Source organism: Actinomycetota bacterium, assembly GCA_036280995.1.
Classification (GTDB): Bacteria; Actinomycetota; CALGFH01; order CALGFH01; family CALGFH01; genus CALGFH01.
In genome coordinates, this window is the sequence record DASUPQ010000684.1 from 1 (window position 1) to 16,087 (window position 16,087).

Annotated in this window: 16 protein-coding genes; 10 read left to right on the plus strand and 6 right to left on the minus strand. The window is 70.2% G+C overall.

What is annotated here, in order from left to right; translation table 11 throughout:
- The 3 genes from VF468_23065 to VF468_23075 form a co-directional block, all read left to right on the plus strand.
- On the plus strand, positions 1-261 hold a 261-nt coding region (locus VF468_23065), incomplete at its 5' end, for a TetR/AcrR family transcriptional regulator (protein ID HEX5881171.1).
- Positions 262-420: 159 nt separating this feature from the next.
- The gene (locus tag VF468_23070; protein ID HEX5881172.1) at positions 421-666 is read left to right on the plus strand and encodes a hypothetical protein; all 246 of its coding nucleotides are present in this window, start codon (positions 421-423) and stop codon (positions 664-666) included.
- A 46-nt stretch (positions 667-712) separates the two neighbouring features.
- Positions 713-1,294, plus strand: a complete 582-nt coding sequence (locus VF468_23075) for a hypothetical protein (GenBank protein HEX5881173.1) — start codon at positions 713-715, stop codon at positions 1,292-1,294.
- A 26-nt stretch (positions 1,295-1,320) separates the two neighbouring features.
- On the opposite strand, the gene VF468_23080 is transcribed toward VF468_23075, so the two are convergent.
- Positions 1,321-1,791, minus strand: coding sequence for an SRPBCC family protein (locus tag VF468_23080; GenBank protein ID HEX5881174.1), 471 nt, complete (start codon positions 1,789-1,791; stop codon positions 1,321-1,323).
- Between the two features lie 654 nt (positions 1,792-2,445).
- Between VF468_23080 and VF468_23085 the strand changes: the two genes are divergently transcribed.
- The 7 genes from VF468_23085 (at position 2,446) to VF468_23115 (ending at position 10,976) form a co-directional block, all read left to right on the plus strand.
- Positions 2,446-2,673 carry a DUF305 domain-containing protein gene (locus tag VF468_23085; GenBank protein HEX5881175.1) on the plus strand — a complete coding sequence of 76 codons (228 nt, stop codon included), beginning with the start codon at positions 2,446-2,448 and terminating at the stop codon, positions 2,671-2,673.
- 96 nt (positions 2,674-2,769) lie between these two features.
- Positions 2,770-4,878, plus strand: coding sequence for a copper-translocating P-type ATPase (locus VF468_23090; protein ID HEX5881176.1), 2,109 nt, complete (start codon positions 2,770-2,772; stop codon positions 4,876-4,878).
- Between the two features lie 248 nt (positions 4,879-5,126).
- A complete protein-coding gene (gene rhaD / locus VF468_23095) occupies positions 5,127-7,175 on the plus strand; it encodes a bifunctional rhamnulose-1-phosphate aldolase/short-chain dehydrogenase (protein ID HEX5881177.1) in 2,049 nt (682 codons plus the stop codon).
- Between the two features lie 32 nt (positions 7,176-7,207).
- Positions 7,208-8,494: a sugar isomerase gene (locus tag VF468_23100; protein HEX5881178.1), complete on the plus strand. Its 1,287-nt coding sequence runs from the start codon at positions 7,208-7,210 to the stop codon at positions 8,492-8,494.
- Positions 8,495-8,505: 11 nt separating this feature from the next.
- A complete protein-coding gene (locus VF468_23105) occupies positions 8,506-9,849 on the plus strand; it encodes an FGGY-family carbohydrate kinase (protein ID HEX5881179.1) in 1,344 nt (447 codons plus the stop codon).
- Positions 9,850-9,935: 86 nt separating this feature from the next.
- Positions 9,936-10,649, plus strand: a complete 714-nt coding sequence (locus tag VF468_23110; protein HEX5881180.1) for a DeoR/GlpR family DNA-binding transcription regulator — start codon at positions 9,936-9,938, stop codon at positions 10,647-10,649.
- A 6-nt stretch (positions 10,650-10,655) separates the two neighbouring features.
- On the plus strand, positions 10,656-10,976 hold the full coding sequence (locus VF468_23115; protein HEX5881181.1) for an L-rhamnose mutarotase: 321 nt from the start codon (positions 10,656-10,658) through the stop codon (positions 10,974-10,976).
- Position 10,977: 1 nt separating this feature from the next.
- Here the strand turns inward: VF468_23115 and VF468_23120 are convergent, their stop codons facing one another.
- The 5 genes from VF468_23120 to VF468_23140 all read right to left on the minus strand — a co-directional run.
- Entirely contained in the window at positions 10,978-12,054 is a 1,077-nt protein-coding gene (locus tag VF468_23120) for a rhamnose ABC transporter substrate-binding protein (protein ID HEX5881182.1), read from the minus strand.
- Between the two features lie 24 nt (positions 12,055-12,078).
- Positions 12,079-13,137: an ABC transporter permease gene (locus tag VF468_23125; GenBank protein ID HEX5881183.1), complete on the minus strand. Its 1,059-nt coding sequence runs from the start codon at positions 13,135-13,137 to the stop codon at positions 12,079-12,081.
- Positions 13,130-14,221, minus strand: coding sequence for an ABC transporter permease (locus VF468_23130; GenBank protein ID HEX5881184.1), 1,092 nt, complete (start codon positions 14,219-14,221; stop codon positions 13,130-13,132). Before VF468_23130 ends, VF468_23125 begins: the two co-directional genes overlap by 8 nt.
- Positions 14,218-15,684 carry a sugar ABC transporter ATP-binding protein gene (locus tag VF468_23135; protein ID HEX5881185.1) on the minus strand — a complete coding sequence of 489 codons (1,467 nt, stop codon included), beginning with the start codon at positions 15,682-15,684 and terminating at the stop codon, positions 14,218-14,220. Before VF468_23135 ends, VF468_23130 begins: the two co-directional genes overlap by 4 nt.
- 195 nt (positions 15,685-15,879) lie before the next feature.
- Positions 15,880-16,087: adenylate/guanylate cyclase domain-containing protein (locus tag VF468_23140; protein ID HEX5881186.1), on the minus strand; the 208-nt coding region annotated here is incomplete at its 5' end.

Genomic DNA, 16,087 nt, shown 5'->3' on the forward strand with positions numbered 1-16,087 from the left:
CACGAGCACCACCGCGGCGAGCTCGCGGCCCTTCTGCATCAGGGTGCACACGTCGCCCGAGCCCACCAGCAACTCAGTGACTTCATCCGCGACCTGCTGACCCAGGGCGCAGCGAGCGGAGACGTCCGGGACGATGTCACCCCGGAGGAACTTGCGATCTACTGCCTGCACGCCATCACGGCAGCGGCCAGCCTGCCCACCAAGGCCGCGGTCCGCCGGCTGGTCAGCGTCATCTTGGCTGGGCTACAGCCGCCGCGCTAGCTGCCGGCGATGCTGCTGGAGCCAGAGGGCCCCTCTGCAATCGCTTGCTCCGAGCGGTCCCGCCGCCGCGTCGGGTCCATAAACGTGGACAGTAGTGTACGAGTTGTGGTCCACCGTAACTCGAACACTATTGTTCAACTTCGTACGTCCGGAGTAGACATGGCGCAATCAGCAACCAGCCCCCGGCGGCCGGGCGGCGAGCTCCCCGGCCGGGGCCGCGTCATGACGGGCGTGCGGCTCCGCCCGGCCGCCGCCGCCGACCTCGCGGCGATCGCCCGGGCCCGGAGGTTCTACGCCAGGCTGGGCTGGCGCGACCTGGGCCCGTTCACCTACCAGGCGCAGACGGCGACCGGCACCGTCGCGGTCCCCGCGCACCGCTACGAGCGCGAGGTCGGGAACCGATGAGAACCCGCGCAGCCCCTTCCGGGCAGATCCATGGTGAAGGAGCATCGTGACCGAGAGCGAAGCCACTCCGCAGACAACTTCCCAGCCACCATCGCTGGCACGCCGCCGCTGGCCAACGTTGGTCGGGCTCGGCTTTGCCGCCCTGGTCGCCTTCGACCTAGTGAGCGGGGTCGAGCTGGCCCCGGTCCTGGCCGCCTCGGCCGCGGTCTATCTAGGGGCGGCGGCCCTGGGGCGACCGCGCGCGGCCTGGCCGCTGTTCTTCGCCACTGTCGTCGTCATCACTGCCGCCCGGCTGGCTGACGACCGCTTGGAGCCGACCTGGGTCGTTCTCGGCGGCGCGGTCGCCCTGGGTATCTACGGCCTGCTGCGCGGGGCCGCCCGCCCCGGCTACGGGCTGCCGCTGCAGACCCTGGCCCTGCTCGGCTTCGGCGCCGCCGCCGGCGCCGCCCTGGTGGTCAACCCGGAGCTCGGCGCCTACCTGGTGGCGGCCGGCCTCCTCGGCCACGCCGCCTGGGACGCCTACCACCACCGCGTCAACCGGGTGGTCGTCCGCTCCATGGCCGAGTTCTGCCTCGTACTGGACACCGCGCTGGCGGTGGCGATCGTGCTCGTGACGGTGCTGCAGTGAGCAAGGACTGCGGTCCAACCAGAAGCTCAGGATGCCGTCTCCTCCGGTGCGGACTTGCCGCGGGTCGGCGCTTCCAGCAGCTGTTTGAGCCGTCGCAGGTCGGCGCTGGTCTGCTGCCGCAGCAGCCAGGCCACCAGCGGCTCCAGCGGCCGCAACGGGCCCAGCAGATGACCCTCGACCACCTCGGTGAAGCGGGAAGTACCCGGGCCGGTCGCCTCGACTAGACGGGAGCCTTGGAGTTGCTTCTGGCGGTCGTGGGCGCGCCACTGGAGCAGGCGCCCGGCCTCGACCTGATCGATGGTGGCGTCGGTGCGAAAGGTCATGCCCAGCAGCCGCAGCCGCTCATGGGTGGTGACGCCGACCCGAACCGGTCCGGGCACCGATGGGCGCATCTGGCTGACCCCCGTGCGCCAGCCCATGTCATTGCCGTAGTCGGCCACGTACGCCCAGACCTGGCTGGCCGGCCGGCTGATCTCCACGCTCGCTACCACCCGCATCAGAGGCCCTCCCCGGTCGGCTTCCATCCCATGGCGACAGCCTGCAGTATCGAATGGCTCGGGGCAGCGGCGTCGAGCACGCCGTCGGCGGTAAGCCTCCCAGCAGGTCAGCTCCCTTGGCCGCTTGCCTTCTTGCTTCGCCGTAGCTCGGTGCAGGGTGCTCCATCCACGCGGAACCTCAGCAGACGGCGGTACGTGGTGTGAACCGGTCGAAGCGTTGTCCGCACCAGTCACCGCCCGCATCCGACCCTCCAGGGCCGACAGCTGGCGATGAGCGATTGGGCTACGGCGCGATAGACTCTGCCGTTATGCGACTGGCCCGTCCTGGCCTGATCGGCGCCGTCCTGCTGGTGGCGCTGCACGCGTTCCTGTTCGCGAGCGGCGACGGCCACCACGGCAACCCCGTCCCGGGCAGTTCGATTGCGGAGGGCTCGGTCCAGCACGATGGCGCGGGTACGGCGCTGTGGACCTCCGTCCAGGCCCACGACGTGGCGGACGACTGCATGCCAGCCATCGTTGGACTGGGTGCTTTGCTGCTCCGGCTGACCGGTAGGCGGCCTGGTCGTCCGGCCATGGAGGTGTTGCGGTCGGCCGCTCCGGTTGTGGCTCCACCCACGCCACCCCCGATTGTATTGGGCATCTCCCGAACCTGAGATGATGAGCGAAGGCCAGCTGGCCTGGCTGGCCAGACTGGATGGCCGCGAGTTCGACCTGGGCTTCACGACCAGCATGAAGAGCCATCACCTGGGTGCCATCAAGATGGCCAGCTCGATCCTCCAGGAGGGCCGGTCGCCTGAGGCGCGGATGCTGGCTACCCAGATCCTGACCGCGCAGCAAGACGAGGTCGACCAGCTGACCCGATGGCATGACGCCCGGTCATGAGCAGCTCAACCACCGCGACGACGTCGCCCCAGGTCATGCGCATGTGCGCTCCGAACCTGGCACCGGGGTCCTCTAAGGCGAACGAGGAGAAGCAACATGGCAACTCATGAGCACCATGCCAGCCACGGAGGAGCCGAGCACCGTCCCGCGGCCGATCAGCCGTCGCCCGATGAGCACCGCCAACACGCCGAGCCGGACGAGCACGGCGGGCCCGGCGGCCACGGAGGGCATGGGGGCCATGGGGACCACGCGGCCCAGTTCCGGGACCGGTTCTGGCTCAGCCTGGCCCTGACCATCCCGGTGGTCATCTACTCCGAGATGGTCCAGGAGTGGCTGAACTTCACCCCGCCGCAGTTCCCCGGCTCCGGCTGGGTGGCGCCGGTGCTGGGCACGATCGTCTTCCTCTACGGTGGCCGGCCGTTCCTGGAGGGCGGCCTGGCCGAGCTGCGCAGCCGCCAGCCGGGCATGATGCTGCTCATCTCCATGGCCATCCTGGTCGCCTTCGGCGCCAGTGTCGCCACCGTCTTCGGCCTCGTGGACCTGGAGTTCTGGTGGGAGCTGGCCCTGCTGATCGTGATCATGCTGCTCGGCCACTGGCTGGAGATGCGGGCCCTGGGCCAGGCCTCCAGCGCCCTGGACGCCCTGGCGGCGCTGCTGCCGGACGAGGCCGACCTGGTCACCGGCGAGGGGACCAGGACGGTGCCGATCAGCGAGCTGACGGTCGGCGACCTGGTGCTGGTCCGCCCGGGCGGGCGGGTCCCGGCTGACGGTGTCGTCGTGGACGGGGCGGCCGAGCTGGACGAGTCGATGATCACCGGCGAATCCCGCCCGGTGCCCAAGGAGCCGGGCAGCCGGGTGGTGGCCGGCACGGTGGTCACCGACAGCGCACTCCGCGTCCGGGTCGAGGCGGTGGGGGAGCAGACGGCCCTGGCCGGCATCCGCCGGCTGGTCGAGCAGGCCCAGACCTCCCGCTCCCGGGCCCAGGCCCTGGCCGACCGGGCGGCCGCGCTGTTGTTCTACTTCGCCGTCGGGGTCGGTGTGGTCACCTTCGTGGTCTGGCTGGTGCTGGGTGAGCCTGACCAGGCGATCGAGCGCACGGTGACGGTGCTGGTGATCGCCTGCCCCCACGCCCTAGGGCTGGCCATCCCGCTGGTGATCGCCATCTCGACGGCATTGGCGGCCCGGTCAGGGATCCTGGTCAAGGACCGCCTGGCGGTGGAGCGGATGCGCACCATCGATGGGGTGCTGTTCGACAAGACCGGCACCCTGACCAAGGGGGAGCACCAGCTCAGCGGGGTGGCCGCGGTCGACGGCGACACCGATGGGCTGCTGCGGCTGGCGGCTGCGGTGGAGGCCGACAGCGAGCACCCGCTGGCCCGGGCGATCGTGGCCGCCGCCCAGGCCCGCGCCGCTGGCGACCTGCCTGCGGCCGGTGGGTTCCAGTCCATGACGGGCCGTGGCGTCCAGGCCCGCGTCGAGGGGGCCACCGTCGCCGTGGGGGGGCCGGCGCTGCTGCGCCAACTGGGGCTGGCCGAGCCGGAGGTGCTGGCCGAGCAGGTCGGCGTGTGGAAGCAGCGCGGCGCCACCGTCTTGTTCGTGGTTCACGAGAACAAGGTCGTCGGTGCGCTCTCGCTGGAGGACGCGGTCCGGCCCGAGTCCCGCCAGGCCATCGAGGAGCTGCACCGACTCGGCAAGCGGGTGGTGATGATCACCGGCGACGCCCGCCAGGTCGCCGAGGCGGTCGCCGCCGAGCTCGGCGTGGACGAGGTCTTCGCCGAGGTCCTGCCCGAGGACAAGGATCAGGCCGTGGCCGACCTCCAGCGCCGGGGCCTGAAGGTGGCCATGGTCGGCGACGGGGTCAATGACGCCCCCGCCCTGGCCCGGGCGGACGTGGGCATCGCCATCGGCGCCGGCACCGACGTGGCCATCGAGTCGGCCGGGGTCGTGCTCGCCTCCGACGACCCTCGCGGGGTCGTCGGAGTGATCCGCCTGTCACAGGCCAGCTACCGCAAGATGCTCCAGAACCTGGGCTGGGCCACCGGCTACAACATACTGGCCGTGCCGGTCGCGGCCGGGGTGCTGGCCTGGGCGGGCGTCACCCTGGCCCCGGCCGTGGGGGCGGTCCTGATGAGCCTGTCCACCATCGTGGTCGCCCTCAACGCCCAATTGCTACGTCGCGTCGATCTGCGCCCCAACCAGGCATAGGTCCACGGGTCGGGCGGGTTGCGACGGCAGCCGCTAGCTTCAGCGACGATGGCTGGGAGGTCAGGAGACGCGTGGCGAGGTCATGGTTGAAGTCCCCGGCGGCCAGCCGTTCGCCGAACTCGTCGCCGCCATGACCAGCCCCGCCACCCGCCGGGCCGGATCGTCCTTGCGGGAGCACGTGGTCTTGTGTTAGATGTAACAATCTATTTCACATGCCGACACGGGATTCCGGCGAGGAGCGGTTCCGCATGACTGGCACGAGCCAGGCCCCCGTGGTTGCCGAGTTGATCCGGCGCTCGAATCGTATTGGCTCCGATCGTCGCAACACCAACTACGGCGGTGGGAATACTTCGGCCAAGGCTGTGGTGGAGGACCCCGTCTCCGGTGACGACGTGGAGCTGATGTGGGTCAAAGGATCCGGCGGGGATCTCGGCACACTGTCGGCCGACGGGCTGTCGGCTCTGGTCGTGGATCGGCTCCGAGACCTCAAGGAGGTGTACAGGGGCGAGGAGCAGGAGGACGAGATGCACGAGATGCTCGACTTCTGCCGCTTCGGCAAGGGCGGCGCCCCTCCCAGCATCGACACCTCGATGCACGGGCTGCTCGAGGCGCCGCACGTCGATCATCTCCACCCCGATGCCATCATCGCGCTGGCCGCCGCCGCCGACGGTGAAGAGCTGACCAAGCAATGCTTCGGGGAGGAGGTGGCCTGGGTGCCATGGCGGCGACCCGGGTTCGAGCTCGCGCTGCGGGTCGCGCGCCTCCACGAGTCCCGCTCCGGCCTCAAAGGCGTGGTCCTCGGCGGCCACGGCCTGACCACCTGGGGGCGGACCTCCCCGGAGTGCGAGCGCAACTCCCTTGGCCTGATCCGCCGGGCCGAGGAGTTCATCCGCACCCAGGGCAGGCCGGAGCCGCTGGGAGGCATCCGCCAAGGGTTCGAGCCCCTGCCAGAACGGGAGCGGAAGCGACGCGCAGCGGCCATGGGGCCCGTGCTGCGGGGGCTGGCCTCCTCCGAGCGGCACATGGTCGGCCACTGGATCGACAGCGAGCCGGTGCTGGACTTCCTCGCCAGGGACGCCGCGCCCCGAGTGGTGCCGCTCGGTACCTCCTGTCCGGATCATTTCCTTCGCACCAAAGTGCGCCCACTGCTGCTGGACCTCCCCACCGATGCGCCCCTGGACGACCTGATCGCGCGCCTCCGCGAGCTGCACAGGGAGTACCGGGCCGAATACCTTGCCTACTACCGGCGGCACGCCGACGCCGAGACTCCGCCGATGCGGGGCGCAGACCCCACCATCTTCCTGGTCCCCGGAGTCGGCATGTTCAGCTTCGGCGGCGACAGCCAGACCGCCCGCGTCGCCGGCGAGTTCTACGTGGCCGCGATCAACGCGATCCGCGGAGCCGAGGCCCTGTCGACGTACGCGCCGATCTCCGAGGCCGAGAAGTTCCGCATCGAGTACTGGGTGCTGGAGGAGCGCAAGCTCCAGCGCCGCCCGAGGCCAAAGCCACTCACCGGCAAGGTCGCCCTCGTGACGGGCGCGGGCTCCGGGATCGGGCGGGCCATCGCCATGCGCCTGCGCGAGGAGGGCGCCACCATCACCGTCGCCGATATCGACGTCGAGGCGGCCCGCACCGTCTCCCAGGCGCTGGGGTCAGGCGACGACGCCATCGCCGTCCAGGTCGACGTGAGCGACGAGCAGGCGGTGAAGGCGTCGATCGATGAGATGGTCGCTCGCTTCGGCGGCGTCGACATCGTCGTCAACAACGCCGGCCTGTCGATCTCCAAGGCGTTGCTGGAGACCTCTGTGGAGGACTGGGATCGACAGCACGACGTGATGGCCCGCGGGTCCTTCCTGGTCTCCAAGCACGCCGCCAGGGTCATGATCGCCCAGCAGGCCGGCGGGGACATCATCTACATCGCCAGCAAGAACGCCATCGTGGCCGGTCCCAGCAACCTCGCCTACGGCTCGGCCAAGGCCAGCCAGGCGCACCAGGTGCGGCTCCTGGCCGCCGAGTTGGGGGAGCACGGCATCCGCGTCAACGGCATCAACCCCGACGCCGTCGTCCAGGGATCCGGGATCTTCGCGGGAGGCTGGGGGGCGGAGCGGGCCAGGGTCTACGGGGTGGCAGAGCACGAGCTTGGACGCTTCTATGCGAGCCGGACGCTGCTCAAGCGGGAGGTGCTCCCAGAACACGTGGCGAACGCGGCCTTCTGCCTGATCAGCGGAGAGCTGACCCACACCACCGGGCTCATCGTCCCCGTCGACGCCGGCGTCGCCGCGGCGTTCCTGCGCTGAGCCCCCGGCGACCTGGGCAACAAGGAGGAGCGATGATCGACCAGGACCGAATCACCGAACTCAACCAGCCCCTGCTCGCCGACCACGACAGGGACCTCGCCGAACTCGTCGCCCGGATCGGCCGCGGCGGTCGCGCGGACCCCGAGGCGGTGGTCGGAGCGCTCGCCGACCTCTCGGTAGCAGCCCCGTCGTGGGCGCTCGGTACCGGCGGAACCCGGTTCGGCCGCTTCCCGGTCGGCGGGGAGCCCCGCACGACGGTGGAGAAGATCGACGACGTCGCGGCGCTCCGCGCGCTGACTGGGGCCACCCGGTCGATCTCACTCCACGTACCGTGGGACGACCCGGCCGATCCGGAAGGGCTGCGCGAGTACGCGGCCGGGCAGGGCATCGGGTTCGACGCCATGAACTCCAACACCTTCCAGGACAACCCGTCGACGACCAACGACGGGAAGGTGTCGTACAAGTTCGGGAGCCTGGCCAACGCGGACCCCGCCACCCGCCAGGCGGCCGTCGAGCACAACCTCTACGTGATCGACCTCGGGGTGCGGCTGGGTTCGCGAGCCTTGACGGTCTGGCTCGCCGACGGGACCAACCACCCTGGCCAGGCCGACTTCCGAGCCCAGTTCGATCGGGTTGCGGGAGGGCTGCGCAGCATCCACGACCATCTCCCCGATGGCTGGAGGATGTTCACTGAGCACAAGCCCTTCGAGCCGGCGTTCTACTCGACCGTGAACCAGGACTGGGGCTCATCGCTGCTCCTGGCCCAGGCGGCCGGGCCGAAGGCGTCCTGCCTGGTGGACCTCGGTCACCATCTGCCCAACGCCAACATCGAGCAGGTGGTCAGCCGCCTGGCCATGGTCGGGCGCCTTGGCGGGTTCCACTTCAACGACTCCAAGTACGGGGACGACGACCTGACCACCGGCTCCATCACCCCGTTCCAGCTGTTCCTGATCTTCTGTGAGCTGGTCGCTGCCGGCGGCGGTCGGGTGCCGGAGCTCGCCTACATGATCGACCAGAGCCACAACCTCAAGGACCCCATCGAGGACCTGATCCAGTCGACCGAGGCGATCCTGCTCGCCTACGCCCAGGCCCTGCTCGTCAACCGGGAGGCCCTGCGGGCCGCGCAGGACGGCAACGACCCCGCGCTGGCCCAGGAGATCCTCCAGGCGGCGTTCCGGACCGATGTCCGACCCTTTGCCGCGGAGGCCCGCCGCCGCAACGGCGCCGCCCTCGCCCCGCTGGCGGCGTACCGGGCTGTCGGCTACCGCGACGCCCGCATCGCCGAGCGGGGCCGCAGCACCGTCGCCACCGGCCTGTGACACGCGCACCCATGCGCGTGCTTGCGGTCGATCTTGGCGCGACCTCGGTGCGGGTGGTCGCCGTGGACCTGGGCGCGCCGGAACCGGGCGCCCAGGTGCTCCACCGCTGGCGTCACCAGCCGGTCCGCCACCAGGACGGCAGCCTCCGCTGGGACTGGCACGGGATCCTCCGCGAGGTCGAGCGGGGGCTCGAGCTGGGCCTGGCCGCGGGCCCCGTCGCCTCGATCGGCGTGGACGGATGGGGGGTGGACTACGGGCTGCTCGACGGCCGGGGAGCGCTGCTGTCGCCGCCCTACTGCTACCGGGACGAACGCACCGACGGCTGGCGGACCACCGCCGAGCGGATCGGCGCCGACCACCTCTACGCCGTCACCGGCATCCAGCTGCTGCACCTCAACACGATCTTCCAGCTCGCCGCCCACGACCGGTCCGAGCTCAGGCGCGCCGCCAGGCTGCTGCTCCTCCCCGACCTCGTGGTTCGGATGCTGACCGGGTTCGAGGGCGCCGAGCGGTCCAACGCCTCCACCACCGCGCTGCTGGACGCCCGGACGGGCGCCTGGTCGGCCGAGCTGCTGGAGGCGGTGGGCCTCGATCCCGCCCTGCTCCCAGCAATCGTCCCGGCCGGCCTGGCGGTCGGCTCCTGGCGGGGTGTGGGCGTGCACACGGTGGGCAGCCACGACACCGCCTCGGCCTTCGTCGGGGTCCCGGGCGTCCCCGGATCCGGAAGCGTGGTGGTGTCCAGCGGCACCTGGGTGCTGGTCGGCGCCGAGCGGCCGACCGCCGACACGTCCGAGAAGGCCAGAGACGCCAACTTCTCCAACGAGGCCGGCGCGCTCGGCGGTGTCCGCTTCCTGAAGAACGTGACGGGCTTCTGGCTCCTCGAGCAATGCCGCGCCGCCTGGGGCAACCCGACCATCGAGGAGCTGGTCGCGGCGGCGGCCGGCGTGCGCGGGCCGGTCAGGGTCGTGGATCCCGCCGACGCCCGCTTCCTGGCGCCCGCCGACATGGAAACGGAGATCCGGGCCGCGGCGGGGCTCGGCACCGCGGCCTCCCGTGCCGAGGTGGTGCGCTGCATCCTCGAGTCCATCGCCTCGGCGACCGCCCGGGTCGCCGACGAGCTCGTGGCGGTCACCGGCACCCCGGTCGACGAGGTGCTCGTCGTGGGGGGTGCCGCCCGCATCCGCCTCATGAACGAGCTCTATGGCCGCCACGCCGGCGTGCCGGTGACCGTCGGGTCGCCGGAGGCGACCGCGCTCGGCAACGCCGTGATCCAGGGGCTGGCGCTGGGCCAGTTCGAACGCCTCGAGGACGCGCGCCGGTGGCTGGCGATCGGGGCGGAGCGTCTTGTGATGTGATGTAATGTGATGAGTTACTCCCGTTCACACGGAGGGACCCTATCGCTGCCGTAGCCCCAAGCAGTCAATACGAGCGGCTCAACCTGATCGAACAGCGGATCAGGGAGACCGGCACCGTGCGCATCGACCGGCTCGCGACCGAGTTCGGCGTCAGCGAGATGACCATTCGCCGTGACCTCGATGAGCTCGAGGCGCTCGGCGTGGCCCGTCGCATCCGCGGGGGCGCGGTGGCCATGGGCCCCGAGCCGTTCGCCGAGCGCCACCGGCACAACGCTCGCGCGAAGGCCCGGATCGCGGGCAAGCTGCTCGACCTGGTCCCCACCCGGGGCACGATCGCCTTCGATGCGTCCTCCACCGTGTACCGGCTGGCCGCCGCGCTCGACGGCGCCCAGGACCTGGTGGTCGTCACCAATGGCCTGGACACCTTCCAGACCCTGGTCGGGAAGCCGGGCGTGGTCGCCACCCTGACCGGCGGATCCGTGGAGCCCCGGACCGGGAGCCTGGTCGGGCCGGTCGCCATCCGCGGCGCAGGGGACTTCCTCTTCGACGTGTTCGTGTGCTCGGCGGCCGCGGTCGACCCGGCGGTCGGCTCGTCCGAGCCGAGCCTGGAGGAGGCACAGGTCAAGCGGGCCCTCAGCGCCGCGGCGTCGCGCGTCGTCCTGGCCGTCGACCACAGCAAGCTCGGCGCCCGCGCCCAGGCCCGCATGTTCGCGCTCGACGAGATCAGCCTTCTCGTGACCGACCTCGAGCCGGACGACGCCCGCCTCAACCCCTACCGGGCGAGCGTCGAGGTCCGCTGAGATCCCATGAACCGGATCGGCTTCGTCCTCAAGGTCCGGCCCGACCTCCTCGACGACTACAAGCGCCACCACCAGGCGGTCTGGCCGGAGATGCTGGAGGCCCTACGCCGCAACGGGTGGCACAACTACACGCTGTTCCTGCGGCCCGACGGGACCTTGTTCGGCTACTTCGAGACCGAGGGCAGCCTCGAGGAGGCCTTGGCCGGCATGGCGGCCGAGCCGGTGAACGAGCGCTGGCAGGCGCTGATGGCCCCCTACTTCACCGGCTCCGGCCGCCATGCCGACCAGATGATGGAAGCGCTCGAGGCGGTCTTCCACCTGGACTAGGTCAGCCGACGTTGTCCTTGTCGTACTTGGTGAATGGGCCCATGAGGATGCGCAGCCCGTTGTCGCGAGTTGGATCCTTCTCGACCGTGTAGTCACCCATGCGGCCCGCCTTGAACTTGGCCCCCTCCTCGGCCTTGATCTGGTCCGTGGCCACGCCGTAGGCCGCGTAGAAGGTGAGGTAGCCGAGGTCGGTGAAGCTCCACAGGGCGAACTGCGGTGCGCAGCCGTTCTGGGTGTATGCCTTCATCTCGTCGGGCAGCCCCAGCCCCGACACCTTGACCTTGTCGCAGAGCTTCTCGTCCTGCATGGCCTTGGCGGCGGCCGCGATGCCCACGGTGGTGGGCGCCATGATGAGCTTCAGGTCGGCGTGCTTGTCGACCAGGGCGAGGGCCTCGTTGTAGGACTTCTCCGACTCGTCGTTGCCGTACACGGTGTCGACGAGCTCGAGCTTGGAGTACTTCGGGTCCTTGAGGGCCTCCTTCATGGCGGCGATCCAGGCGTTCTGGTTGGCCGCGTCCGGCGACGCGGACAGGATGGCGAACCTGCCCCCGTCGGCGCCGAGGATCTCCAGCGCCATGTCCGCCATCACGGTGCCGGTCTCGTCGAAGTCCACCTGGGCCACGAACAGGCTCTCGCCCTCGCCGGACGGGATCGGCGAGTCCCAGCTCACGACCTTGACGCCTGCATCCACGGCTGACTTCACGGCCGGCTCGATCTGGTCCCCGGCGTTGTTGGAGATCATGACCGCGTTCACGCCCTGGGTCGCGGCGTTCGTCACGATCTCGATCTGCCCGGCGACGCTGTTGTCGGCGGTTGGCCCGAGGAACTGTGCGGCGTCCACGCCGAGCTCTCTCGCCGCCTCCTGCGCGCCCTGGTTGGCCTGGTCGAAGACCGCCACCCCGGTGAACTTCGGCAGCAGGATCGACTTGAACTCCTTGCCACCCTGGAGCGTGACCACACCCTCGGCCGCGCCCGCCTGTGAGGTGGTCTCCGTCGGCTCCTCGGACCCACCGCCGCAGGCCGCAGCGAGCAGGGCAAGGCTGATCACGCCGGCCAGCAGCGAAAGCCGCGTCTTCATTCCTTCCTCCTTGTGGTCGACGGGCTATCCGCGGTGTGCGGTGCGGTTCGGGTCTGTCACGACGGGCCTCACCTCCCCGGCGCCGGTGTCGCTTGAGGCTGGTGGCGGCATCACCGCGGGGCCGGACCGGCGGCGCCAGCTTCCCAAGCGATCGACGAGGTTGGGGACCAGCACCGAGGCGATCAGCAGCGCCCCGATGATCCCGGTCTGGGTGGTGGCCTGGATGTTGGCCAACCCCAGGCCGGAGCGGAGATTGAGGATGATGAGGATCGAGAGGGCGACGCCGACGAGGGTGCCCGAGCCCCCGAAGATGCTCACCCCTCCCAGCAGCACCATCGTGATGATGTCGAGCTCGAATCCCTCGGCCAGGTTGCCGCGGACCGATCCCAGCCGGGCCGCGAACAGCACCCCGGCCAGCCCGGCCACGAACCCCGACGTGGTCAGCAGGGCCAGCTTGACGCGGGCGACACTGATCCCCGAGTAGCGGGCGACCTCGGCGTTGTTGCCGATCACATAGACGGAGCGGCCGAACGCGGTGCGCTGGAGGACGACTCCGGCCGCCACGATCCCCACGACGAAGATGATGAACGCGAGCGAGAAGCGGCCGACCAGCGGATCCTGGCCCAGCCGGTCGAACCACTCGGGAAAGTCGCCGATCGACCGGTCCCCGACCAGGACGCGGGCCGCGCCCCGGAAGCCGATCAGGCCCGCGATCGTCACCACCAGCGACGGGAGCCCCATCCGGGCCACGAACAGCCCGTGGAGCAGGCCCGCTCCCGCACCAGCGAGCAGCGCGACGACCACGGCGACAGCGAAGGGGACAGAGCCACCCTCGTGGAGGGCGGCCACCACGGCCGCGGAGAAGCCCATCACCGAGGCGACCGAGAGGTCGATCTCACCGTTGATGATGACCAGGGTCATGATCACGGCCACGATCGCCTTCTCGATCGAGAGCTGGAACATGTTCACGAAGTTCCCTGTCCGCAGGTAGAACGGCGACAGGGACACGTTCACCGCGACCACGCCGAGGAGGATCGCCGCCAGCAGCAGCTCGGTCCTCCAGCGCAGCACCCGGTCACGCATCCGTCGTCGCCTCCCGCTCCGGCGGCTTGGTCGAATGCCGGGCGGGTGACGTCCAGAACCGCCGCAGCCGCTTGCCGATGGCGACGTCGCCCGCGATGGCGAGCAGGATGAGCGCGCCCAGGACGGCGTCGCGCCAGAACACGCTGATCTCGGGCACCCGCACCAGGCTCAGTTCGAGGAGGTCGATGAGCAGCGCTCCCAGCAGCGCCCCGATCAGGGTGCCCGAGCCGCCGAGGATGCTGACTCCGCCGACCACGGCTGCGGCGACCGAGGCCAGCTCCAGGCCCTGGCCCGCGGCGACCGTGATCGTCCCGAACCGGGACAGGAACATGAAGCCCGCCAGCCCAGACAAGGCCCCGCACATGGCGAACGCCCCCAGGGTGATGCGCTCGGTGGGAAGGCCTTCCTGCCGGGCCGCGTCGGGGTTGGAGCCAACGGCATAGACCCAGCGGCCCCAGCGGAGCCTCCCCAGCGCGAGCTGGAGGGCCACGATCACCACCACCGCCACGGTCAGGACCAGGCGGATGTCGAGCCCGCCGAGGCTGACGACCGTCCGTTGCGGGAACTCCACGAGCCACTGGGGCAGCGAGTCGGCCGTGATGGTGCGCGAGTTCGCGTGGTCGATCAGCCAGGTCCGGTAGATCGCCAGCGTCCCAAGGGTGACGATGATCGACGGCACCCGCCCGTAGGCCACGAGCGTCCCGTTCAGGAGCCCGAGGACGCAGCCCATGAGCATCGCCAGGCCGACTGCGAGCACGGGTGCGGTGGTCTGGTGCGCGGCCAGATACTCGCCCGTCACATACGCCGTCACACCCACGATCGAGCCGACCGACAGGTCGATGTTGCGGGTCAGGATCACGATCGTCTGCGCCGCCGCCAGGACCGCCGTGATCGCCATGCTGGTCGTCACCCGGTTGAAGAAGCTGCCGCTCAGGTAGTTGTCGACGAGCTGGCTGAAGACGAGGACCGAGACCCCGATGACGGCCAGAAGCGACAGCTCCCGCAGCCGTTCCGGCCGCAGCTTCGGCCGTGGCCGCCGGCCGTCTGCCACTCGCTCCGCCGGCCCGGCCGCGGTGCCGCTCATGCGGCCCCCATGGCGGCCGTGATGATGCCCTCCTCGGTCGCCTCCGAGCGGCCGAACATCCCCACCTGCCGGCCTTCGCGCATCACCAGGATGCGGTCGCTCATCGCGAGCACCTCCGGCAGATCGGAGGAGATCAGGATGATCGCCATGCCGGAGCGGGCCAGCTCGTCGATGATGTGATGGACCTCGGCCTTGGCGCCGACGTCGATCCCGCGGGTGGGCTCGTCGAGGATGAGCACGGTCGGCTCGGCGTTGAGCCACTTGGCGAGCATGGTCTTCTGCTGGTTGCCTCCGGAGAGCCGCTCGACCGGCGTCTCCAGCGAGGGTGTGCGGATGCTGAGCCGGCGCCGGAACCGGTCGGCAACGGCGTGCTCGGCGGAGCTGTCGACCAGCCTGAGCCGCGTCACGTACCGGTCGAGGGTGGCCAGCGTGATGTTCGCGGTGACCGACTGGGGCAGGGAGAGGCCCAGGTGACGGCGGTCCTCGGATAGGTAGGCGATCCCGTGGCGCAGCGCCTCACGCGGTGAGCGGATCACCACCGGTCGGCCGTCCAACTCCACACTGCCGGACTCCGCCGGGGCGATCCCGAACAGCGCGAGCGCGACGTCGGTCCGCCCGGCGCCGACCAGGCCGGCGAGGCCCAGCACCTCGCCCTTGTGGACCTCGAAGCTCACGTCCCCGAAGGCGCCGGTCCTCCCGATTCCCGAGACGCGAATGGCCAAGCCACCCCGAGGATGTTCGGTTCGTGCAAAGAACTCCGACATCTCCCGGCCGACCATGTCCTGGATCGCCCGCTGGGGGGTGACCTTGTCCCTGGGTCTGGAGGAGATGCGCCTGCCGTCGCGCAGCACGGTCACGCGGTCGGCGATCTCGAACACCTCGTCGAGCCGGTGGCTGATGAACAGCACGGCCACGCCACCCGCGGTGAGGTGGCGAACCTGCCGGAAGAGCTGGGTGACCTCGTGGGCCGAGAGGGCCGCGGTGGGCTCGTCCATGATGAGCACGCGCACGTCCAGGGACATGGCCTTGGCGATCTCGACGGCCTGCTGGGCCGCCACGGACAGACCGCTGGCCAGGCTGCGCACATCGAGGTGGACGTCGAGCCGGGCGAGGATGGTCTCGGCCTCCCGGTACATCCGGCCCCAGCGGACCAGGACCCCTCGGTCCCGGTGGCCCATGAAGATGTTCTCGGCGACGTTGAGGTCGGGATAGATCGTCGGCTCCTGGTAGATGGCCGCGATCCCGTGCCGCTGCGCCTCGGCCGAGCTGCGCAACGTGACCTGCTCGCCGTTGACGAGGATCGTCCCCTCGTCCGCCGGGTGGATCCCGGTCATGATCTTGATGAGCGTCGACTTGCCAGCCCCGTTTTCACCCACCAACGCCTGGACCTCGCCCGGGTAGAGGGTCAGGGAGACACCCCCGAGGGCCTGGGTGGCGTCGAACCGCTTGGAGATGCCGACCATCTCCAGCACAGGGACGCGATCGGTAAGGCCACTCAATTCTCGATCTCCGTCGTCCGCCCACCCGTCGTGGAGCGAGAGCGCAGCACCACTCACGTTCGAGCGTGTAATATCTCGCACTTCATGACACAAGTTCAAGGCCGGAGTCCTCACGCGGCCTTGCCAGCCAGGTCCCATCGTGAAGACGATCCTGTGGCTCTAACTGCTCTCTCGGGCTCGCCCTTCCAGGAAATACGTGACGATCTCTCCCTTGCCCTTGACCTGGATCGGTCCCCTCCGCTCGAACCGGTAGCGGTCCCGCAGCCGCTCCCAGGTGCGGGCGGTGACCTGGATGCAGCCGGGCGCTCCATGGGATTCCATCCGGCTGGCCGTGTTCACGGTGTCGCCCCACAGGTCGTAGCTGAAC